This is a genomic window from Mucilaginibacter sp. P4_D1 (assembly GCF_056401935.1).
This window is the reverse complement of the sequence record NZ_JBFUIJ010000010.1, coordinates 1-20093: the sequence shown is the minus strand read 5'-3', so window position 1 is coordinate 20093 and position 20093 is coordinate 1. Positions and strand designations below refer to the sequence as shown.

The 20093-nt window shown below is 42.4% G+C and carries 20 protein-coding genes; 10 read left to right on the top strand and 10 right to left on the bottom strand.

Going from position 1 to position 20093, the window contains the following annotated elements:
• Positions 1–88: 88 nt before the first annotated feature.
• On the bottom strand, positions 89–4405 hold the full coding sequence (locus AC1DV1_RS11345; RefSeq protein WP_477358901.1) for a hybrid sensor histidine kinase/response regulator: 4317 nt from the start codon (positions 4403–4405) through the stop codon (positions 89–91).
• Between the two features lie 169 nt (positions 4406–4574).
• Here AC1DV1_RS11345 and AC1DV1_RS11340 point away from each other — a divergent pair, with 169 nt between their 5' ends.
• From AC1DV1_RS11340 to AC1DV1_RS11330, 3 genes are all read left to right on the top strand, one after another.
• Positions 4575–4892 carry a hypothetical protein gene (locus AC1DV1_RS11340; RefSeq protein WP_477358898.1) on the top strand — a complete coding sequence of 106 codons (318 nt, stop codon included), beginning with the start codon at positions 4575–4577 and terminating at the stop codon, positions 4890–4892.
• A gap of 125 nt (positions 4893–5017) precedes the next feature.
• Positions 5018–5413, top strand: a complete 396-nt coding sequence (locus AC1DV1_RS11335; protein ID WP_477358895.1) for an energy transducer TonB — start codon at positions 5018–5020, stop codon at positions 5411–5413.
• Positions 5414–5428: 15 nt separating this feature from the next.
• Positions 5429–5830, top strand: coding sequence for a VOC family protein (locus tag AC1DV1_RS11330; RefSeq protein WP_477358892.1), 402 nt, complete (start codon positions 5429–5431; stop codon positions 5828–5830).
• A 490-nt stretch (positions 5831–6320) separates the two neighbouring features.
• Here the strand turns inward: AC1DV1_RS11330 and AC1DV1_RS11325 are convergent, their stop codons facing one another.
• The 4 genes from AC1DV1_RS11325 to AC1DV1_RS11310 form a co-directional block, all read right to left on the bottom strand.
• A complete protein-coding gene (locus AC1DV1_RS11325) occupies positions 6321–7238 on the bottom strand; it encodes a helix-turn-helix domain-containing protein (RefSeq protein WP_477358889.1) in 918 nt (305 codons plus the stop codon).
• Positions 7239–7247: 9 nt separating this feature from the next.
• Entirely contained in the window at positions 7248–9296 is a 2049-nt protein-coding gene (gene ispG / locus AC1DV1_RS11320; protein ID WP_477358886.1) for a (E)-4-hydroxy-3-methylbut-2-enyl-diphosphate synthase, read from the bottom strand.
• Positions 9297–9484: 188 nt separating this feature from the next.
• Positions 9485–9742 (bottom strand): Txe/YoeB family addiction module toxin, encoded by a 258-nt coding sequence (locus tag AC1DV1_RS11315; RefSeq protein WP_477358882.1) that lies wholly within the window; start codon positions 9740–9742, stop codon positions 9485–9487.
• Complete coding sequence (locus AC1DV1_RS11310) at positions 9733–9927, bottom strand: DUF2683 family protein (RefSeq protein WP_477358879.1); 195 nt, start codon at positions 9925–9927, stop codon at positions 9733–9735. The genes AC1DV1_RS11315 and AC1DV1_RS11310 overlap by 10 nt, the downstream gene beginning before the upstream one ends.
• Before the next feature lie 37 nt (positions 9928–9964).
• Here AC1DV1_RS11310 and AC1DV1_RS11305 point away from each other — a divergent pair, with 37 nt between their 5' ends.
• Positions 9965–10180 (top strand): hypothetical protein, encoded by a 216-nt coding sequence (locus tag AC1DV1_RS11305; protein WP_477358876.1) that lies wholly within the window; start codon positions 9965–9967, stop codon positions 10178–10180.
• Positions 10181–10193: 13 nt separating this feature from the next.
• Here AC1DV1_RS11305 and AC1DV1_RS11300 read toward each other — a convergent pair whose 3' ends face one another.
• A complete protein-coding gene (locus AC1DV1_RS11300) occupies positions 10194–10805 on the bottom strand; it encodes an RDD family protein (protein ID WP_477358873.1) in 612 nt (203 codons plus the stop codon).
• Between the two features lie 337 nt (positions 10806–11142).
• Here AC1DV1_RS11300 and AC1DV1_RS11295 point away from each other — a divergent pair, with 337 nt between their 5' ends.
• The 4 genes from AC1DV1_RS11295 (at position 11143) to AC1DV1_RS11280 (ending at position 13635) form a co-directional block, all read left to right on the top strand.
• Positions 11143–11709, top strand: a complete 567-nt coding sequence (locus AC1DV1_RS11295; RefSeq protein WP_477358870.1) for a pentapeptide repeat-containing protein — start codon at positions 11143–11145, stop codon at positions 11707–11709.
• Between the two features lie 46 nt (positions 11710–11755).
• On the top strand, positions 11756–12478 hold the full coding sequence (locus AC1DV1_RS11290; protein ID WP_477358867.1) for a M23 family metallopeptidase: 723 nt from the start codon (positions 11756–11758) through the stop codon (positions 12476–12478).
• Positions 12475–13239 (top strand): DUF4846 domain-containing protein, encoded by a 765-nt coding sequence (locus AC1DV1_RS11285; RefSeq protein WP_477358865.1) that lies wholly within the window; start codon positions 12475–12477, stop codon positions 13237–13239. Before AC1DV1_RS11290 ends, AC1DV1_RS11285 begins: the two co-directional genes overlap by 4 nt.
• A 120-nt stretch (positions 13240–13359) precedes the next feature.
• Positions 13360–13635: a hypothetical protein gene (locus AC1DV1_RS11280; RefSeq protein ID WP_477358862.1), complete on the top strand. Its 276-nt coding sequence runs from the start codon at positions 13360–13362 to the stop codon at positions 13633–13635.
• A gap of 5 nt (positions 13636–13640) precedes the next feature.
• Here the strand turns inward: AC1DV1_RS11280 and AC1DV1_RS11275 are convergent, their stop codons facing one another.
• Both AC1DV1_RS11275 and AC1DV1_RS11270 read right to left on the bottom strand, forming a co-directional pair.
• Entirely contained in the window at positions 13641–14234 is a 594-nt protein-coding gene (locus AC1DV1_RS11275; protein WP_477358859.1) for a hypothetical protein, read from the bottom strand.
• Between the two features lie 71 nt (positions 14235–14305).
• A complete protein-coding gene (locus AC1DV1_RS11270; RefSeq protein WP_477358856.1) occupies positions 14306–15325 on the bottom strand; it encodes an aldo/keto reductase in 1020 nt (339 codons plus the stop codon).
• A 187-nt stretch (positions 15326–15512) separates the two neighbouring features.
• Here AC1DV1_RS11270 and AC1DV1_RS11265 point away from each other — a divergent pair, with 187 nt between their 5' ends.
• Entirely contained in the window at positions 15513–15839 is a 327-nt protein-coding gene (locus AC1DV1_RS11265; RefSeq protein WP_477358853.1) for a hypothetical protein, read from the top strand.
• A 46-nt stretch (positions 15840–15885) separates the two neighbouring features.
• On the top strand, positions 15886–17505 hold the full coding sequence (locus tag AC1DV1_RS11260; RefSeq protein ID WP_477358849.1) for a mechanosensitive ion channel family protein: 1620 nt from the start codon (positions 15886–15888) through the stop codon (positions 17503–17505).
• 166 nt (positions 17506–17671) lie between these two features.
• Here the strand turns inward: AC1DV1_RS11260 and AC1DV1_RS11255 are convergent, their stop codons facing one another.
• Entirely contained in the window at positions 17672–18652 is a 981-nt protein-coding gene (locus tag AC1DV1_RS11255) for an acyl-ACP desaturase (RefSeq protein ID WP_477358846.1), read from the bottom strand.
• 62 nt (positions 18653–18714) lie between these two features.
• Positions 18715–19779 carry a glycoside hydrolase family 5 protein gene (locus AC1DV1_RS11250; protein WP_477358842.1) on the bottom strand — a complete coding sequence of 355 codons (1065 nt, stop codon included), beginning with the start codon at positions 19777–19779 and terminating at the stop codon, positions 18715–18717.
• Between the last annotated feature and the right edge of the window lie 314 nt (positions 19780–20093).

Below are 20093 nucleotides of genomic sequence, written 5' to 3'. Positions count from 1 at the left end.
TTTGATTATCTCCGTATAGCTTAACCAAATTACAGGGCAAGGGTTTGCAATTTATCCGTTATTGCTGATAAAATATTTTACACGGCCATCAGGCTTTTTGCTTATAAGTGGCCGAAACGTTTTTCAACATATCAATGATCTCGTTCAGCTTCATCGGCTTGGCAATGTAGTTATCCATGCCGGCTTGCAGGCATATTTCTTTATCCTCGGCCATAGCATTTGCCGTCATAGCAATAATATAGGGTTGCGGCCTGTTGTTTTTTCTGATGTTGGCGGTTGTTTCCAGTCCGTCCATCCCAGGCATTTGTATGTCCATCAGTACTACATCAAAATCATTTTTTTCCATTTCAGTCAAAACTTCAAAACCATTTTGAACCATTTCTGGTACGTAACCCAGCTTAATTAAAATGCGCTGTATCAATTTCTGATTTATAGGGTTATCTTCTGCAACAAGTATCTTAAGCGGGTTTTGCACCGCAAAATCAACCGAAAGCATCTGTTTGCTTTTATCTTCAGGCAACGGGGTGTTATTATTTAAGTTTAACGCTATTTGCAGGCTGTTAAATAAGTACTGCTGCTTAGCGGGCTTTATTAAAATAGCAGTAAACAATCCCGGAAATTTTTTCCTGCTTTCGTCGCCTATTGAACTAAGCATAATAACCGGCATTAATTCATTAATGCTCTTTATTGATTTGGTTAAGCCAACGCCGTCCATCCCGGGCATTTCCATATCGGTAATAACCAATTGTATGCTATTGTCTGTTATCAATTGGTTAAGGGCTTCTTTACCCGAAGTAGTTGCAGTAACTTTCATTTCCCAGTTTTCAAGCTGGTTTTTTAAAATTTTGAGGTTGGTTTTATTATCATCTACAATCAATACATGCACCCCCGTAAAACCCACGGTAGTATACATATCGTCGCGGGGCGCTTTGGCATTACTTACCCCGGCGTTAATAGTAAAGTTAAAAACCGAACCTTCTGAAGGCAGGCTTTGAACCCATATCTCGCCGCCCATAAACTCAACAAGCTTTTTACTAATTACCAAACCAAGCCCGGTACCGCCATATTTTCGGGTGGTTGAAGAATCTACCTGGCTAAAAGGCTTAAATAAATTTGATAACTTGTTTTCAGGAACGCCAATACCGGTGTCCTTAACACTAAAGCCTATCAGTATATTACCGTCATGAGGTTTTGATGCAGCAAACACCCTTATGAATATTTCTCCCTTCTCGGTAAACTTTATGGCGTTACTTACCAGGTTTATCAAAACCTGTTTAAGCCTAAGCTCGTCGCCCACAATACATGCCGGTACATCCGTATCTATTTCGTAAATTAAATCAATATGTTTTTCGGCAATTTTGGTCGAGAACACATCCATCACATTTTCTATGCTTTTACGAAGCACAAAATCCTCATGTTCAATTTCAATTTTCCCTGATTCTATTTTAGAAAAATCAAGGATGTCATTAATCACATTCAGCAAGCTCTCGCCGCAATTGATAATCGTATCGGTATACTCGCGCTGCTCGCTGTCAAGGTTGGTTTCGGCCAGTAATGATCCCATTCCTATAACACCATTCATTGGCGTGCGTATCTCATGGCTCATGGTGGCCAAAAAAGTACTTTTTGCCAGGTTAGCTTTTTCGGCTTCTTCGCGGGCCAAATGTTCCTGGTGTTTTTGTTCGGTAAGCAGCTGGTTAAGCACTGTCAGGTCATCGGCCTGCTCAAGCAGTTTATCTGATTTTATAGTCAATTCGGTATTTAACGAATGTAATTCTTCTGATTGCGCCTGTAGTTCTTCGGCCTGCGCCTGTAGTGCTTCTGATTGCGTTTGCAGTTCTTCGGCTTTATTGGCAATATCGGCAGTCCGTTCTTTAACCTGCTTTTCAAGCGCTATTTTTTGCTTGCTGATACCATCGATACGGTGGCGGTAATAGGAATAAATGCCAACGATAAAGGTTAGCACAGCCAAAATACGGAACCAAAGCGTTTGCCAGTACGGGGGGGTTATAATAATTTGAACCGAAGCAGTTTTGGGGTTCCAAAAGCCATCGTTGTTTGACGCTTTTACCCTGAATGTATAAGTACCCGGATCAAGATTGGTATAGGTAGCTCTTTTTGTGGCATCGGCAGTTGTCCAGCTTGTATCAAACCCTTCCAACTTATAGGCATAGCTGTTATTTTCGGGTATTACATAATTCAGCCCGTTAAATTCAAACGTAAGTGATGTTTGTTTGTAGTTTAACTGCAGTTGCCTGGTTAAAGAAATATCGGTTTTTAATATCGAATCCTTTTGCCCCGGAACGATGGTTTTATTAAAAATTTGAAGCCCTGTAATAAAAACAGGCGGAAGAAAGGTGTTGATTTTGATGTTTTTAGGATAAAAAGTAGTAAGCCCTTTTGTACCGCCAAAAAACATTTCGCCATCTTTTGCCCTTAAAAACGAATTGGATTCAAATTCAATCCCCTGCAGCCCATCATGAATATTAAATTTTTTATAGGTGTGCTTATCCGGGTTAAACATAGACAAGCCGTCATTAGCCGACACCCATAGGTTGCCAAATTCATCTTCGGTTATACCCTTAATCACATCATCAAGCAGCTCTGGCTGTTGGCTGTAAGGAGCAAATGCGTTTTTTTTCACATCAAAAAGATACAAGCCCGTTTGACCGATCCACAAGCGTCCTTTATGATCGGTAAATATTACCCTGATATCGGGCTTCTTGGCCGATCCATTAAAATAATGCGAGAACCGCCTGGTTTTTAAATTATAGCAGTTTAACCCGCCGTCGTCGCCGCCAAACCAAACATTGCCGGCTTTATCCTGGTTAATCACAAAAACGTTATTGCCTAAAAAACTGGTAACGCCATCAGGGTCTTTGGTAACACGCCTGAATTGGTGGGTTTTAGCATCCAGCAGGTTAAGCCCCCCGCCAAAAGTGCCTACCCACAGGTTACCCTCGCTATCCTGGAAGGTTTTAAATACCATATCCGAGCTAATGGTTGTTGTGTCATTCGGATTATTTTTAAAACGAGTGAACCTGGTGCTCCCCGGGCGGAGCCGGTTTAGCCCGCCGGCCCAGGTACTTATCCATAGGTTTTTATCGCGGTCTTCGGTAATATCAAGCACAGCATCCGACCCAATGCTGGCCGGGTCGGCCTCGTTGTATCTGAAATGTTTAAACGATGCTTTCTCCCGGTTAAAAAGATTTAGCCCGCCCCCATCGGTACCAATCCAGATATTACCCTCGCTGTCTTCGCAAAACGACTTAACATCGCTGAAGCTTAAACTATTGGGGGCTTTTTCCTGCCGGTAAGTGTTAAACCTGTTGGCAGCCGGTGTGTACAGGCTGATACCTCCGCGGCCCGTACCAACCCATAAGTTGCCCTGGTTATCTTCAAACAAACCCGATGCCGAGGTTTGTGCAAGGCTTGTCGGATCATAAAACTTATGGGTATAGTGGTAAAAGCTGTCATCTGCCGGATTATAAAGATTAAGTCCTTCGTTGATGGTACCTATCCAAACATGGCCGTCGTGGTCAATAAGCAAACCCGCAAGTGTTATTTCGTTGCCCGATAGGCTACCAGCCGATCCCGGAATATGTTGATACTGCTTAAAGGAACTATTTTGCGGATCGAAAACAATCGCCCCGGCAGTTTTAGTGGCCAGCCAAAGTTTACCATGCCGGGCCAGCTGCATAGATTGTATATCATTAGCTGTGGGGCCAAATTTGTTTTTTATCAGGCTGAATTTTTTTGTGCGGCGGTTGTACACATTTAAACCAGAATCAGTTGCTATCCAAAGCCTGTTCTGCCTGTCTTCTAAAATGTAATGGACAGCTCCCGCACTAATGCTATTGCCAACTTTTTTGTTGTGGGTAAAATGAGTAAACAGCTTTGTTTGCCGGTTAAATATATCAAGGCCGCCATCTTCAGAAACCACCCATAAAATATGCTGTGTGTCTTCCAAAATGCAAGCTATCATGCTTCCGCTAATGCTATTTTTATTTTTTGCCTCGTGATTGTAACGCGTAAATGTATTGCTATACGGGTTAAAGCTATTTAGTCCGTTTAATGTGCCAATCCATAAAACCTTGTTGCTGTCTTCGTAAATATACTTGATCAGGTTGTCACTCAAACTATGTTTATCGCCCGGGATGTTGCGGTAAACAACCATTTGTTGCCCATCGTAACGGTTTAAGCCATCTTGTGTGCCAAACCACATAAAGCCACGGCTATCCTGCCGCGTTGCAAAAACATAACTGTTCGACAAGCCTTGCTCGATACTGATTTGCTTAAATTTTATTTCGGGCGCTTGTGTTTTACCATCTTTCGGGGATAAAAGGCCTGCAAACAATACAAGCCCCCCAACCAAAAATGTAAACCATCTGTGCGGTTTAATCATCACTATATAAAAAAAATTAATTTAGCTTTATGCTGTTTTTATACGATTGCTTTTAAGTAAAGTTGGCATTAAGTAACATTTTATATATTTATTAAAAAATTGACACTTAGGCGTATATGAACAAGCGCATCAAGATCCGGTTCATATTATTATATTTAATAAAACCCTTATGGCACGCATAGTTATTGTAGCTTACAAACCCAAGCCCGGCAAAGCCCTGGAGTTGAAAGAACTCACCAAAACCCATGTACGGCGTTTAAGGGCCGAAGGGCTTGTTACTAACCGCGAAGCCATAATTATGGAAGCCGCTGATGGCACCGTAATAGAAGTTTTTGAGTGGCTATCGGCCGATGCCATCAGGCAGGCACATGCCAACCCTGTTGTACACCAGTTGTGGGCCGAGTATGCAGAGGTATGCGACTATGTAAACCTAAACAGCCTTGCCGAGGCCGGAAACATGTTTGCAGAGTTTAACACTATTGATTAACAAGCTAGTAACATGCCAATCCAATTAAACAAATTATCCATATGCCAACAAAGTGTGTATTTTATTGTTATGGTAGGGTTTGCAGATAAAATATAAATACAGAATTTACTTTAATACCAGGGAATATGAAATTTAACCTTGCACCAATCATCGCAATTTTTACCTTTTGTTTTATAGGACAACATTCATTTGCCAATGTACAAAAGGATACAGTTAAAACCAACACCGTTACCGCGGAGCCTGGCGAAGTGCTGCCTCAGTTTCCGGGCGGGCAGGATAAGCTTACGGCGTTTATAAAATCAAAATTGCGGCCATTAAAAGGGGTATCAGGCAAAGTTTTGGTGTATTTTGTTGTGGAAAAGACTGGAAAGCTAAACCATATTAAAGTAATTAAAGGGCTTAGTGCCGAGGCTAATAAAGAGGCAGTGCGTGTTATCAAACTTTCGCCAAAATGGAAGCCGGGTTCGCAAAATGGCGTTGCGCGCAGAGTAGCCTACACCACGCCAGTTACTTTCAGTTGAAGCCCGACTCTATTTATGAAGCAAGTACTTAGCGCTGTTACTATCGCTGCTAAAAATTTGCAGCAATTAAAGCTATTTTATACCGGTGTTTTAGGCTGGGAAATACTCGCCGAAAACGAAAGTGTTTTAATGCTGAAGTTGAAAACATCTGTACTTACATTGTGCACCGAGGCGTTGTTTGCTGATTATACCGGGATACCATCGCACGGAGAAAAGAATAACAGTTGTTATTTCACCATCAACCTTGATTCAGCAAAGGAAGTCGACGATAATTTTATGGTATTGGCCAGGTTAAAAGCCACGATTGTAAAGAGGCCCGCGCAAACATTTTGGGGTGGATACAGCGGCTTTTTTACCGACCCGGAAGATAATTTGTGGGAGCTGTGCCACAACCCGATACCCGGAACAAAGGCCTGACTGTTAGTAAAACGCGAAGCGCCATTGTTTCCTTTTACCAATGCTATTAATTAAAAACAAAAAAGGCAAACTTGTTATAAGTCTGCCCCTTTTTTATGTACCAATATATAGTGAAGCCTTTTAACGGCTGCTTGTTTTTGTAGTGTTTGTTACCTATAGTTCTTAATTATTTATGTATATATAGCCGGCTGTTACAACCGTGCATCGGCTTTGAGCCTTAAGCATTCTGCTTTAAGCTTTATTATTACCTGTAAATGATAGTTAATATCTGGTAGGTACCAAAGTACAATTGCAGTAACCTGCTTTTTATGAGTTCTATGTTTTCCTTTTTCATGATCGTGTTGTTTGATTGACATATCAAAGGTACTGCGCATAGCAGGGCGCATCAATCTCAATAAATCGGTTTTAACAACCAATTTTTCCTGAGGCCGGTTATTACCGTCAGCCGATAGTCATAACGGCGATTGGGGTGAGCTAAATGGAGAGAATTTTATTGAAGCTGCTTAAACTCCGAGGGATTATTACCGGCAAAACGTTTGAAAAAACGACTAAAATGCGAACTGTTATCAAAGTTCAGTCGCTCGGCAATTTCTTTTATGCTGAGGCCAGACGACGAGAGCAGGTATTGCGCTTCCAGGTACATCCGGTTATGGATAACATGCAGGGCGTTTTGGCCTGTCTCGGCCTTTACAATTTCGGTTAAATATTTTGCCGATATAAACAAAGCATCGGCATATTCCTGCACCGTTTTAAGGGTCAGGAACTGATCCTCAACCAGCTTTTTAAATTTATAAACCAGCTGATATTGTTTGCTGAGGTGGCGGGTTGAATGCAGCAGGCAGTTTTCGCAAGCCCGGTTCATTTCGTAAAGTAAATCTGTTAACAGCAACCGTAATATAGGTAAATGAAAAGCGCCTTTCTCCCGGCTTTCGTCGCTTATTTTTTCGTAAAGGGCTTTTAACGAGGCGCAGTTTTTTTGCGACAGACCATAAATTGGCGGATAATCGGGGTTTACCTCCAGCAGGTTATCCAGTATGTTTTCCTTAAGCAGGTTATTGGTCAGGAATTCTTTTTTAAACAACACCTCGTACAATAACAAATCGGGCGAGGCATCTTCATAGGAAGTTATAAACTGGGGCGATACCAGGTGGATAGAATTGGTATACACCTCGAACACGAAGTGGCCGATTGTTTTTTTACAGCTGCCCCTTAAACATAAAATAACCGAATAATAATCTGTTTTAACAGGCAGGCCATGCGTAAGGCCCGGCTGGTTATTGAGCACTGCAAAATCGTCCTGGTTCCAACCGTCGTTAATAATTCCAAAATCTGGCGCGTTATCACCTACCGATGCCAGGTGTTTTTTTAGCGTTGATGGAATATCTAAAACGGTGATCTTATCGCTCATACATTAGGTTTATTCCTGCTCAACCCAGTTTCCGTCGTCCTTAATGATGCCAATAAGTTCATCTAAAGCGTTTGCCGCGCTGATGTTTTTCTTTACGGCTTCTTTACCGCGGTAAAGGGTGATTTTATCAGTACCCGAACCAACATAGCCATAATCAGCATCCGCCATTTCGCCGGGACCATTTACAATGCAGCCCATTATACCAATCTTCAAGCCTTTAAGATGGCTTGTGCGGCTGCGGATCATCTGCGTGGTAATCATCAAATCAAACAAGGTACGCCCGCAACTTGGGCAACTGATATATTCTGTTTTGGAAATGCGCGAGCGTGTAGCCTGCAAAATACCAAAGGCGGTAGAAGTGATCACTTTGGTATCAACCTCAGGTGCCTCAATCCAAATGCCATCGCCAAAGCCATCAACCAATAAAGCACCAAGGTCGGTGGCGGCAAATAGTTGTAGGTTTTGAGTTTTGAGTGCTGAGTTTTCATGTTCCGACTCAGTACTCATAACTCCAAACTCATAACTCCTTTTTACTATAACCGGCACATCCAATCCCAGTTCTTCCATTTTGAAAAAGAATCCGCGTTGGTCGGCCATGCCGTGCAGGGCGTTGGTTTCTAAAACGAATACCAGCGAATTATCAAACGGTAACGAGCCAAAGTCTTCCGAATCAATATCTTCCGGAAAAAGTTTCACCATGTTTAATGCTGATGTTTTGTTAGTGGCCCCGATATATTCTTTCAGTGTAAATAATGGATGACAAAGGGTTTTATCGGCCAGTTTTAACCAGGTTTGGTAGTTATAAAGTTGTTTTAAGTTGCCCGGTAAATTAAACGAGGGCAATTCATCAGCCAGGTAAACAAAATCAACCGATTGCTCGGCCATGTTATATTTATCAAGCAACGCCGAGTAGATATAACCGGCATCCGCCATAATACCAGGATCTTTCAGGTTCTTTTTTGACAGATCAAGCACTACCCTTGGCACCATGTGTCCGCCAATGAAAGCATTGGCCTCATAGGTGTGGCGTTTTTTGTATTCGTAGGGGCTGTGTTGTTGAGGTGAAAGGGAAAAGGTTAAAGGTGAAAGGTTCTGATCTGTAATAATCTCATTGCCTTTTGCCTTTAACCTTTCGCCTTTAACCTTTTCCCTCAAAGAGTAGCGTTTCACCAACTCAATAGCCACCGGTGCTTCTGCTTCTGGTTCTTCGGTTAATGATACGCGGACGGTGTCACCAAGGCCGTCTTCCAATAGGGTGCCTATGCCTACGGCTGATTTTATGCGGCCATCCTCGCCGTCGCCGGCCTCGGTTACGCCAAGGTGCAGGGGGTAGTTCATGCCTTCGGCAACCATGGTTTCTACCAGCAGGCGATAGGCTTGCACCATTACCTGCGGATTGCTCGATTTCATGCTGATTACCAAATTATAATAATTCAGCGTTTCGCACATACGCATAAATTCCATGGCCGATTCAACCATGCCCTGCGGGGTATCGCCATAACGGCTCATGATCCTGTCGCTTAAGCTACCGTGATTGGTGCCAATGCGCATAGCGGTGCCATACTCTTTGCAAATGTTTACCAGTGGCGCAAACTTTTGGTAAATGCGTTCAAGTTCGCCCTGGTATTCCAGGTCGGTATAATCTATCTGGTCGAATTTCTTTTTATCAGCGTAGTTGCCGGGGTTAACGCGTACTTTTTCGACAATACGGGCAGCTACCTCGGCAGCATTTGGCGTAAAGTGGATATCGGCCACCAGGGGTACATTGTACCCACGGGCGCGAAGCTGTTTTTTTATCTCGGCCAGGTTTTTGGCCTCTTTAATGCTGGGTGCAGTAATACGTACATACTCGCAGCCGGCATCAACCATACGGATAGATTGCTCAACCGTACCCATAGTATCCATGGTATCGGTAGTAGTCATGCTTTGTATGCGGATGGGGTTATTACCGCCCATGGGCACATCGCCAATGTTTACCTCGCGGGTAACAAAACGCGAATATTGGGTTAACGAATTACAATAACGGCCTTGCAGCAATTTAACAGCATCAGTATTCATGCAGCGGATAATTAATAAGCTGCAAATTTAACGATTATGTTGGGGAATAAGTTGTTTGGATGTAAATGATAAATTAATGGGACGGTTAGGATAAATCTGCATTTTAGATGTACCCAAAATAACGACTCAACAGAATTGGTTTTGGGTAAATTGAAGTATCGGTTGGTAAGGATAAGGTAGATAGACTTTTAATAGTGTCCTTTTAATGAGTATATGTTTATAGTATTACCGTCCAAACTATAAACAATCCTGTGTTCGCCATTAATCCTCCTTGACCATTTACCCGAAAGTTTGTGTTTCAATGGCTCCGGCTTACCAATTCCCTTAAAAGGCGACTCTTTTATAGAGACAAGAAGTTCGTGAATTTTATTTTGAATACCAACGTTGCCACTTTGTCGCCATTCATCAAGGTGAGTTAAAGCTTTAGGAGTAAAAACTACTTCCATAGATTATCTATATCAACCTTAATTCCTTTTCCGGCTTTGATATCTTCCTCTCCTTGCAAAATCATCGCCACAAATTCAGGATCATAAGGTTTTTCGGCCTCAAATGAAATTTTAAGTGCTTTCATAAAAGCTTTTAAAGCATCCAGTTGCTCTTTATTTTGCGGATGTACAATTAGCGTTTCCATATTCAAATTTAAGCATTTAATTGATTAAATTTGATGAATGAAGCCCCAATTTATAACTAATTATAAAGGCGAAAAAACCGCTGCAATTATTCCGATAACCGACTTTGAGGATTTATTACATAAGCGACATTTAACACTCGAAGTAACCGAAGGGTACAAAAGTATGATAGATAAAATGTTGGATGAGGAGGAAGATGATACAACCAAATACGTTTCCTTCGAAACCATCAAAGCCAAATTTCTGAAAGCCTGATTAACTATCCCCCTCAAAACAACCTCTCCTTAATCACCAGTGTGCCGGCCATCATATCATGTAAACATTGCTGCTTCTTGTTAAAAAAGGCCATGAGGTAGCCGATAAAAAAAGTAAGTACAGAGAATATTTTGCACAGGTTACGGGCTACGGCTTTGCCAAACGTAATGCGGTCGCCATTCATGTCCACCACCTTTATTTTGAGCATCAGTTTGCCGTAGGTGGCTTGTTTGGCCGAGCTTTCCATCACCATGTGGTAAATAATTTTAGCAAATGGTATGCAGGCCAATAAGCCAAAGCTGGCTGTCATGCGCGTTTCCTTATCCTGCAATATCAACAATACCACCACAAAAATAACCACCACAAATGCGCCAAAAATTATAAACCAATCTAAAAATGAAGCCAGCAATCGCTGATCAAAACTACCGAAATACTGCATAAGCAGGGCGGGTTTGGCAAAGCCGAAAAGTTCCCGCAGTTCGGCAATTTCCTGGGCTTCCTTGTAATCGGGCATTTCGTGCGTTTTTACAAAGTCGGCAGGTTTTATTTTCCGGGCTTTTAGCTCATCAATACTGAAAGGCCCTTCGGGCTTGCCATTGATCACTAAAATGTAGTTTGGATGCATGTGCAGGAGATTTTCTGTTAAGAATACTTTTGGTGCGAAAAGTTACAAATAAATTAGTATCAAGTAGCGAGTATCAAGTATCAAGACTTTTAAAAAGTATTGTCATTTAATTCAAATTTTCCCATCAAGCACCTTGCATTTTATTTAAGATTTCGCGCTCAACTATCCAAAAAAATCTTGATACTTGATACTAAATACTTGCTACTTTTTCCATCAAGTACCTTGCCTTTTATTTATTATTTCGCGCTCAACTATCCAAAAAAAATCTTGATACTTGATACTCGCTACTTGATACTTCTCAAGATACTTGATACTTGCGACTTGATACTATTCTACCATGCATTACGAGGACGAAACATTTACCAAAGCCCCTGCCACGCAGCTTACCGGCCGCAACCATACGTACGAAAACTGTAAATTCGTTAGCTGCGATCTGTCTCATGCCAACCTGTACGGTTTAGTTTTTATCGACTGTGTATTTGATGGCTGCAACCTGGCGCTGGCCGATGCCACCGATACCGGTTTCCAGAATATCCGGTTTAAAGATTGCAAACTGAGCGGACTAAACTTTGGCAAAGCCCGCGACTTTCTGTTCGAAGTGTACTTTGAGAACTGCATTTTAGATAACGCCATCTTTTACAAAAAGAAAAACAAAAAAGGCCGGTTTACCGATTGCTCCATGACGGAGACCGACCTCACCGAAGCAGATTTAACCGAAGCCAAATTCATCAACTGCAACCTTAACCGGGCTTTTTTCAGCCGCACGATACTCAAAGGAGCCGACCTGCGCAGCTCCTACAACTACACCATCGACCCGGATGATAATATGATTAAAAAAGCTATGTTCTCGCTCCATGGTCTGCCTGGCCTGCTGGCCAAATACGATATTAAAATTGAGGGATAATATTCTGGCAGATATTTAGTTATATGTATTCTCCAAGATAAACCTTATGCGAAAAATTGTACTATTTGTTGGATTATTGGCAGCCTGTTTTGTGGCGACGGCTCAAGAGATTGAGATTGCCTGCGCTAAATTCAATAGCTTCAATAGCGAAGTGTTAAAAACACCAACAACAAAGGCCTTAGCAGCCCAACAATTCAAAGAACTGATTGCCCACATTCAACACGCACTGATAACACGCAGCGAAGTCAGGATAAGTGAACCTGCATGGATTTTTCCTTTACAGGGTTATAACTATCACGCCGTAGGTGGCAATGGTGATGGCTATTTTGACAAAGGATATCGTTATATCGACGGCAATAAACACGCTGCCCACCCAGCGCACGATATTTTTATTAACGATAGAAACCAGGATTGTATAGATGACCGTACCCAAAAACCAGTAAATGTGGTGGCGGCAGACGATGGCATTATTATCGCCTGTAGTAATGAATGGGAGCCGGCAAGCAGTTTGCGTGGAGGCAGGTACATTTGGATATATCACAACTATTCAGGAGTAATTACCTACTACGCCCATAACAGCGCCATCTTTGTAAAACCCGGCGACGAAGTTAAGCCTGGCCAAAAAATAGCCGAGGTTGGCCGCACCGGCTACAACGCTTATAAAAAGCGTTCGCCAACACATTTGCATTTTTCGGCCTTCCGGCTGGTTGATGATATCCCTGTGCCCTTTAACCCTTATCAGCAATTAAAAAAAGCTAAAACATTATGAAGGCGATTTTAATGCTCATAATAATAGGGTTGATGAGCAGCCCGGTTAAAACCGATAATGTTATCACCCGTTTTAAGCCACCCACAGGTTATAAACAAAGTGCCGTAGCGCCCGGTAGCTTCAGTGCCTGGCTACAGAATGTACCGCTGAAACCTAATGGATCGCAATGCCTTACCTACCAGGGTAAGGTGGCCCGTACGGAGGGTTATACCGCGGGCATAGTTGATTTGAGTGTTGGTAAATACGACCTGCAGCAATGTGCCGATGCTGTAATGCGCCTGCGCGGCGAGTACCTGTACAGCCAGAAGAAGTACGATGACATATCCTTCAACTTTACCAGTGGTTTCCGCTGCGATTTTGTGCATTATGCCAATGGTTACCGTTACAATAATGATCATTGGATACTAAAAGCCAAAAAAGATTATAGTTACGATAACTTTATGCGGTACATGACCCTGGTATTTAGCTATGCCGGCACCTTATCGCTGCAAAAGGAATTGAAAACCGTAAGCAATCCATCAACCTTAAAAACCGGCGATGTGTTTATTAAAGGCGGCTCGCCGGGGCATTGTTTTATAGTGATGGATGTAATAGAGGATGCCGCCCATCATAAAAAATTCCTGCTGGCGCAAAGCTACATGCCTGCCCAAAGCATCCAACTGCTCCAATACCAGGAAAACCCCTGGTTTAGCCTTGATGAACCAGCCAACATCCTTTATGGCGAATTGGTGAGCCCTGCATACTTAAAACGTTTTGAGTGATCGCCGTCATTTATTAGCCTACATTCTCCTTATACATTTGCATGCACCGTTCAGGTAAATTGCATTTACAAAAAGGGGCATGGGTATTGCTATTGAATGTATAGTTAACCAATAATGATCATGAGAGAGTTTTTTATAAATGGCCTGCACATTTTTGTTATCGTGGTTATAGGTGGCTTCATCATATTTGGCACTATGGCCTTAATGGGAAAATTCGATCACTGGGATTCGCGGTTTATTAGAAAAGCACAACTGGCTTTCAGTCGCTTAAGACGTTATCTTAAACGGAAACGTACAAAGCAACAAAATCTTCAGCAGGATAATCACAAGGATACGCGCCATGACCACCACGCACATCACGAGACGCATACCAATGATGGCCAACCCCTTCAATAAAGGGTTTATTCGCCAAATTTCAAACTTGCTTTATCAATCAATAACCTATATCTCGGCAATATATGTCCTTCAACACTTACCGATTTTAATGTGCCGTTAACCCTACAGGATTTACCTGCAAAGCTTTTTAAATCATCCAACGATATTCCCGGCACCGGTACTATATATTCAAAGGCAAATATCGACGTGGCCTTCCTATTGGTGGCGGTAACCATTAAGGTGTCAGCTTTATCATTATGAGGCATTATTTTATTCATACCGAAAGCAACAGTTACTGACCGCCATGGAAAAATAATTGTATGGCCAGCAAAGCTGCTTACTCTTTTCAAGGCCTCCTGCTGGGTAATTTTTCCTAAATTCATCAATCCCGATTCGGAAGTAAGGCACATATATCTAACAATGGCCGCAGCATCCCAATCAATTTTATCATCGGGAATAGCTTTCAAATAGGTTTCAGATAAATCGGCGGCATCTTTCCAGTTTTCATCATTTAAATAACCTATCAGCTTCTGAAATTGTTCTGAAGATACCAGTTCCTGGGCTTTAACATTTTTAAAAACAGCAAATAGCAACAGTAATAAAAGGATAGGTTTTTTCATAAAAAAGGCAAAGCATATGTGATAAAGCTTCGCCTAAATATATAGCTCAAAAAACTATTATTAAAATTTATTTACCTTTTCTCCACCCTGTCATAAAACCCGCCGAAGCTGTTATTTTTAACTGCCTCTTCGTTAAAAAAATCGCCGGGGAAACCTAATTCAATTGCGCTGGCATCGCTCAGCCGTTTCATCTGGTTGGCGCTCAAGGTAACATCAACTGTTTTTAAATTATCAAGCAGCTGGTCTACCTTGGTAGCACCCACAATGGGGATGCACGAAAAATATTGCTGGCGGGTCCAGTTTAGGGCAACGTGGCTTTCTGATACACCCAATTCGGCCGCAACTTCCATCACTACTTTTGTAATCTTTTCGGCGCGGGCATTCAGCCGGTTACTTTCGGGTTTTATGCGGCCTTTATCGCCTTTTAAATATTTACCGGTAAGTGCGCCTCCGGCAAGCGGTGCCCAGGGTGTAACCGTCATCCCAAAGTGTTTGGCCATGGGTATCAGCTCGCGCTCGGCAGTGCGGGCCAGCAGGCTGTACTCAACCTGTAAGGCTATAAACTGGCTCCAGCCTATGAGTTCGGCAAGGGTATTGCCTTTGGCTACCACCCAGGCGGGCGTATCGCTTATAGCGGCATAGGTAATTTTACCTTGTTTTATAAGGTCGTCCATAGCGCGCAGTACCTCATCAATGGGGGTAATATTGTCCCATATGTGCAGGTACAAAACATCAATAAAATCAGTTTTCAGGCGTTTCAGGCTTTCCTCCACACTGCGCATCATGTTTTTACGGCTGTTGCCGGATGCATTGGGGTTGGTTACGTTATCCTTTAAGGAATACTTTGTTGCCAGCACAAAATAATCACGGTCGTGATTGCTCATATAATCGCCTATGATCTTTTCGCTGGTGCCCAGCTTGTAAACATTGGCGGTATCCAGGAAATTACCTCCTGCGTTAGCATAGGCATCCATAATGGCAAAGCTGGTTGCCGCATCGGCACCCCAGCCGCCTTCGGTGCCAAAACCCATAGTGCCCAGGCACAGTTCAGAAACTTTAAGGCCCGATCGGCCGAGTAATTTGTAGTTCATAGGAGCCCCCTCTAAATCTCCCCCTTTCAGGGGGAGATTTTTATTTTTTAGTTTATCGATTTTATCAGTTAGCCCCCATACACCTAAGTAAGAAAATTTAAAGCCTTCCCTTTTGGGGGAGGGTTTGGGTGGGGCTCAAACAATAACAAAGGTGCTTTGTAATATTAAACAATACAAATGTATTACCATGAAAATTATAACACTCCATACCCCGATACATATCCACGAGTTATTTAACATATTGCAGCATAAGCTTAACGCGCTTTTTCACGAACGCAGGCAGGTTGATGTTAACTTTGCCATCAGCGGGCATAACGATGTTATTGAGATAAGCCAGCATGATTTGTACGATGGTGTTTTGTTCAAACTTGAGATAGTTGGGCAGGAACTACATATTACCCGTAATGAACACTATGTTGACGATGTAAACTCCCTGACGGTAGAATCTATCCTGAACGACCTGTTTGCCGATGTGGCGGGTAAGTACGGCACCGACCTTGTGCAGGAAGGCTAAGCGAAAATTTGAAATATAATTTTTAGCTTTAACAGAAAAACTACCTATGCGTAATATATGGTACCTGTTGATCTGTTTTTTATTAGCATCGGTCAACCTGAACGCGCAAGCGCCTGTTAAAGCCAAAGCGCCGGACCCTTTGCGGGGCGAGCCGGTTGTCATTAACCGCGATACCCTGCTTAAATTGTATACCGGGCAGGGCCTGTTTAACGTGCAGGAACGCGCCGCCGTAGTTACCAAACGGATTGAGGCCCTCGTAGCGCGGATGGATTTTAACCCCGATTCGCTTACGTTAAAAAACGACAGTACATTATCGGTTATTTATTACAGCTCGCAAATTGTGATGGCCATAAATAACCAGGATGCTACTTTTACCGAACTTAACCGCCCGCAACTTGCCGCCAGCTATTTACTCATCCTTAAACAAAAACTGGGCAACTACTTTACCAATAATGGCACCAAACAGGTGGTAGTTAATATTTTAGAAGCCACAGCCGTTATTGTGCTGTTAATAGCGCTTATATGGGCACTGTTTAAAGCCTCGCGCTGGTTAAAGCTAAAACTATTAAAGGCCTGGGAAACCCGGATGGATAAACTGGCATCACAGGGAGCGCCAGTGGTTTACGCGCACCGGCTGCTGCCCGTTGTTACCGGCTTGCTGCGCATAGCACGTATCGTTGTTATTATTTTGCTGGTGTACCTTGCACTACCTGTATTGTTTTATATTTTTCCATCCTCAAAACCCATTTCGGTACAGTTGCTGGGCTATGTGGTTACGCCATTTAAAAGCATATTGCTGGCTATTGTACATTATATCCCCAACCTGCTTACCATTGCGGTTATTTACCTGGTAACCCGTTATATTGTTAAGCTGGTAAAATTTATAGCCAACGAAATAGCCCTGGGCAATTTTACTATTAAAGGTTTTTATGCCGAATGGGCCATGCCAACTTATAACATTATCAGGGTGTTGCTTTTCGCGTTTATGTTTGTGGTGATTTTCCCTTATTTGCCAGGCTCCGATTCAAAGATTTTTCAAGGGGTTACTGTCTTCCTGGGGATATTGTTTTCGTTAGGGTCATCGTCGGCCATATCCAACATGGTAGCGGGCATTGTGCTTACCTATATGCGCCCCTACAAAATTGGCGACCGCATAAAAGTGGGTGAGGTTATGGGCGATGTGGTAGAAAAAAACCTGTTGGTTACCCGCCTGCGCACCATCAAAAACGAAGACATTACAATACCAAACGCCACCATATTAAGCGGCCACACCACCAACTATACTACTGTGGCTAATACCATGGGGCTGATACTAAATACTACAGTTACTATTGGTTACGATGTTCCCTGGCAAACAGTGCACAATCTTTTAATAGCTGCTGCCGAAGCTACGGATGGTATCCTGGCCGATAAAAAACCTTTTGTACTGCAAACCGCACTCAACGATTTTAATGTGAGTTACCAGCTTAACGCTTATACCGCTTTATCAAACCAAATGGCCGGCATTTATTCGCGGTTGCATCAAAACATACAGGATAAGTTTAACGAAGCCGGTGTGGAGATCATGTCGCCGCATTACACGTCGTTAAGGGATGGCAACCATATCCAGATTCCGGGAGGATATGTGGCCGAAGGGTATGCTAAACCGGGGTTTAAGGTGGAGTAGACACATTTAATGCAAAACAAGTTTCATTTCGCTTTCGTTTCACCGCGGGTCTTCCGCCCTTTTGCCCTATCGGGACGTCCGGATACTATTGGGAAGACCATATATCCCTAAACAAAAAAAAGACGCATGTAATGCGTCTCTACAAAAATCTTATGGGTTTAAAACCTTATCCGTTTATCCAGCTAAACTTGTACTCCAGCATGGGGTTTTTCATCCTGTCGGCAACGCGTAGTAAACGGGTTGGCAGGTTCATGATATAATCACGGGCTTTTTCGCCGCTTTCGTTAAGGTCGGTAACACTTTCAATGTGCCAGTCTTCAATCAGCTCTTTTAATATGTCAACATAATCAATAGCGGTATAAATACCTAAACGCTGGGCGGCATCGGTAAAGTGACCAAAAGTCTGGCCTATTTTTAAACCTACTTCGCGCAGGAAGTGGGCCGGCATTACAATTTTTTTACGCATCATATCCTCAAAGGCTATCATGGCTTCGTTAGGGTCAACCTCAAATATTTTTTCGATAAAGTATTTGTAGGCTTTGGCGTGGCGCGCCTCGTCGCCTGCAATTACACCACACATTTTTGACAATAAAGTATCGCCATCTTTTTTAGCCTGCGATGCCACACGCCTGTGCGAAACGTTGGTTGCCAGCTCCTGGAAAGAGGTATATATAAAGTTGCGGTACGGATCGGTACCTGTGCCTATATCAAAACCATCGGCAATAAGGTATTGGGTAGATACCTCCATCATGCGCATATTAACCCGGCCCGATAAATAAAGGTACTTGTTAAGCAAATCGCCGTGGCGGTTTTCTTCGGCAGTCCAGTGGCGTGTCCATTTCATCCAGCCGCCATCTTCATTCTTCGAAACACCATCAACCATAGTAAGCCATGATTCGTAGGTTGGCAACGCTTCTTCGGTAATGGTATCGCCTACTAATACAGCAATAAGATCGTAACTCAGCCCCTGTGCGCTTTCCTGTAGTTCTTTAATTTCGTTAAAGAAGGTATCTCTTGAAGAATCGGGTAAAAAATCAGAGGGCTGCCATATCGTATCAACAGGTTTTAAAAAATCATACATCTTTTCGAGCATGAATTTTTCAATGTGGCTCATTACTTCCCTGCGTTTTTCTACAAAAAATTCCATAACAAATTATTAGTGTTCAAAGGTAACATTTAAACCACAATAAAGTTATATCATTTTAAGGCTTAATAAGCTATTGCGTCTTTCATACACGCAGGCAAATTATCCGTCGAAGGTTTGCCCGTGAATATCGAAAAGGAACCATTATAGTCCCAAAGCATCCCTGGAATACCCAGTTTTTTTAGTGCCGACCTCACAGCTTTAATATACCTGCACCGGCTGCCTAAATCTGCGTATTTATTATACACGCCATATTCGCCGCATATTATTGGCACGTCATATTTATCGCCCCATTCCTTCACAATTTGCAGCTTATCATTTACCGACTGTTCGTTACCATCGCGCCGGTACATTTCGTGGTTACTTTCGCCGGGGGTACCTTTGGCCCTGGGATCAAGTACTGGAAAATTTTCCGCACTATAAGGAAATGATACCCCGGTTGTGGCAACCTGGTTGCCTACCCAACTGGCCCCCTGGTGGGTAAAAAAGAAAGGTTCGTAAAAGTGAAATGTGTATATAATATTTTCATCGGCAAGCCTTACAAAACGGCTTAATTCATATATGCTGTTATAATTGCTGGCGCCAATAATAAACGTGCGTTTTTTATCAACTTTACGCAATGCTGTTACAACATTATAGGCTACATCTTTCCACACATTGGGGTTCATGTGGGGTGGCTCGTTATATAATTCAAAAAACAAATCATCGGCACTCACATTCGCATACCTTTTAGCAAGTTTCGCCCATAAATTGATAATTTTCAGGGTTTCGGCATTGCTGTTTGTATCATTTAAATTGCCATAATGGTAACCCAATACCAATTTAAATCCGTACCTATGGCATTGCTTAACCACTTTATCAATGTATCCCAATATTTCTTCGGTTGGTATGTGTGCCGTTTCAAAGTATGTAAAAGCTATTGGGAGCCGTATGCTCCTAAAACCAAGCCTTTTCAGCAACGCAAAATCAGCATCTTTTATAGCGCCCTGGCTTAGCGGATTTTTGTTCCATGTTTGCTCGAGCCATGAAAAACTGATACCATTGTTAAGGCTTGCAGCCCGCCTGAAGGCGAGTGCCCGCACCTGCATATATTTTGGACTGCTTTTTGCAACTGGGCAGCTTGTTGTCATGCATAATAATATTAACAAAAAGTTTAAAAGCAGCTTAAAACATATATTTTTGTTTCGCAAGCATATTATATTCATCACCAATTAATTAGTTCAAGCCTTCATTTTAATTTATATTTTCAAGATAGCGAATAATGTTTGTTCAAATTACAAAAGAAGAGTTAATCAAAGAGACCTCAAAAAAAGCGTGGTTCCAAACTAACAACATTGATTGGATGAGTATATTCCTTTACCCGCTTTTTAGTATAGTCTATTTTATATATGAGCCCGATGTTGGTATACAAATATTTATTGTAAGGAAAAATACCTCACTTATA

Bases quoted from the DNA above. Each gene is read 5' to 3' on its own strand.
- AC1DV1_RS11330 (WP_477358892.1), top strand. From the start codon at position 5,429: ATGAAGCAAGTACTTAGCGCTGTTACTATCGCTGCTAAAAATTTGCAG.
- AC1DV1_RS11275 (WP_477358859.1), bottom strand. From the start codon at position 14,234: ATGAAAAAACCTATCCTTTTATTACTGTTGCTATTTGCTGTTTTTAAA.
- AC1DV1_RS11280 (WP_477358862.1), top strand. From the start codon at position 13,360: ATGAGAGAGTTTTTTATAAATGGCCTGCACATTTTTGTTATCGTGGTT.
- AC1DV1_RS11285 (WP_477358865.1), top strand. From the start codon at position 12,475: ATGAAGGCGATTTTAATGCTCATAATAATAGGGTTGATGAGCAGCCCG.
- AC1DV1_RS11255 (WP_477358846.1), bottom strand. From the start codon at position 18,652: ATGGAATTTTTTGTAGAAAAACGCAGGGAAGTAATGAGCCACATTGAA.
- AC1DV1_RS11315 (WP_477358882.1), bottom strand. From the start codon at position 9,742: ATGGAAGTAGTTTTTACTCCTAAAGCTTTAACTCACCTTGATGAATGG.
- ispG (WP_477358886.1), bottom strand. From the start codon at position 9,296: ATGAATACTGATGCTGTTAAATTGCTGCAAGGCCGTTATTGTAATTCG.
- AC1DV1_RS11290 (WP_477358867.1), top strand. From the start codon at position 11,756: ATGCGAAAAATTGTACTATTTGTTGGATTATTGGCAGCCTGTTTTGTG.
- AC1DV1_RS11335 (WP_477358895.1), top strand. From the start codon at position 5,018: ATGAAATTTAACCTTGCACCAATCATCGCAATTTTTACCTTTTGTTTT.
- AC1DV1_RS11340 (WP_477358898.1), top strand. From the start codon at position 4,575: ATGGCACGCATAGTTATTGTAGCTTACAAACCCAAGCCCGGCAAAGCC.
- AC1DV1_RS11260 (WP_477358849.1), top strand. From the start codon at position 15,886: ATGCGTAATATATGGTACCTGTTGATCTGTTTTTTATTAGCATCGGTC.
- AC1DV1_RS11305 (WP_477358876.1), top strand. From the start codon at position 9,965: ATGAAGCCCCAATTTATAACTAATTATAAAGGCGAAAAAACCGCTGCA.
- AC1DV1_RS11270 (WP_477358856.1), bottom strand. From the start codon at position 15,325: ATGAACTACAAATTACTCGGCCGATCGGGCCTTAAAGTTTCTGAACTG.
- AC1DV1_RS11300 (WP_477358873.1), bottom strand. From the start codon at position 10,805: ATGCATCCAAACTACATTTTAGTGATCAATGGCAAGCCCGAAGGGCCT.
- AC1DV1_RS11265 (WP_477358853.1), top strand. From the start codon at position 15,513: ATGAAAATTATAACACTCCATACCCCGATACATATCCACGAGTTATTT.
- AC1DV1_RS11250 (WP_477358842.1), bottom strand. From the start codon at position 19,779: ATGACAACAAGCTGCCCAGTTGCAAAAAGCAGTCCAAAATATATGCAG.
- AC1DV1_RS11310 (WP_477358879.1), bottom strand. From the start codon at position 9,927: ATGGAAACGCTAATTGTACATCCGCAAAATAAAGAGCAACTGGATGCT.
- AC1DV1_RS11295 (WP_477358870.1), top strand. From the start codon at position 11,143: ATGCATTACGAGGACGAAACATTTACCAAAGCCCCTGCCACGCAGCTT.
- AC1DV1_RS11345 (WP_477358901.1), bottom strand. From the start codon at position 4,405: ATGATTAAACCGCACAGATGGTTTACATTTTTGGTTGGGGGGCTTGTA.
- AC1DV1_RS11325 (WP_477358889.1), bottom strand. From the start codon at position 7,238: ATGAGCGATAAGATCACCGTTTTAGATATTCCATCAACGCTAAAAAAA.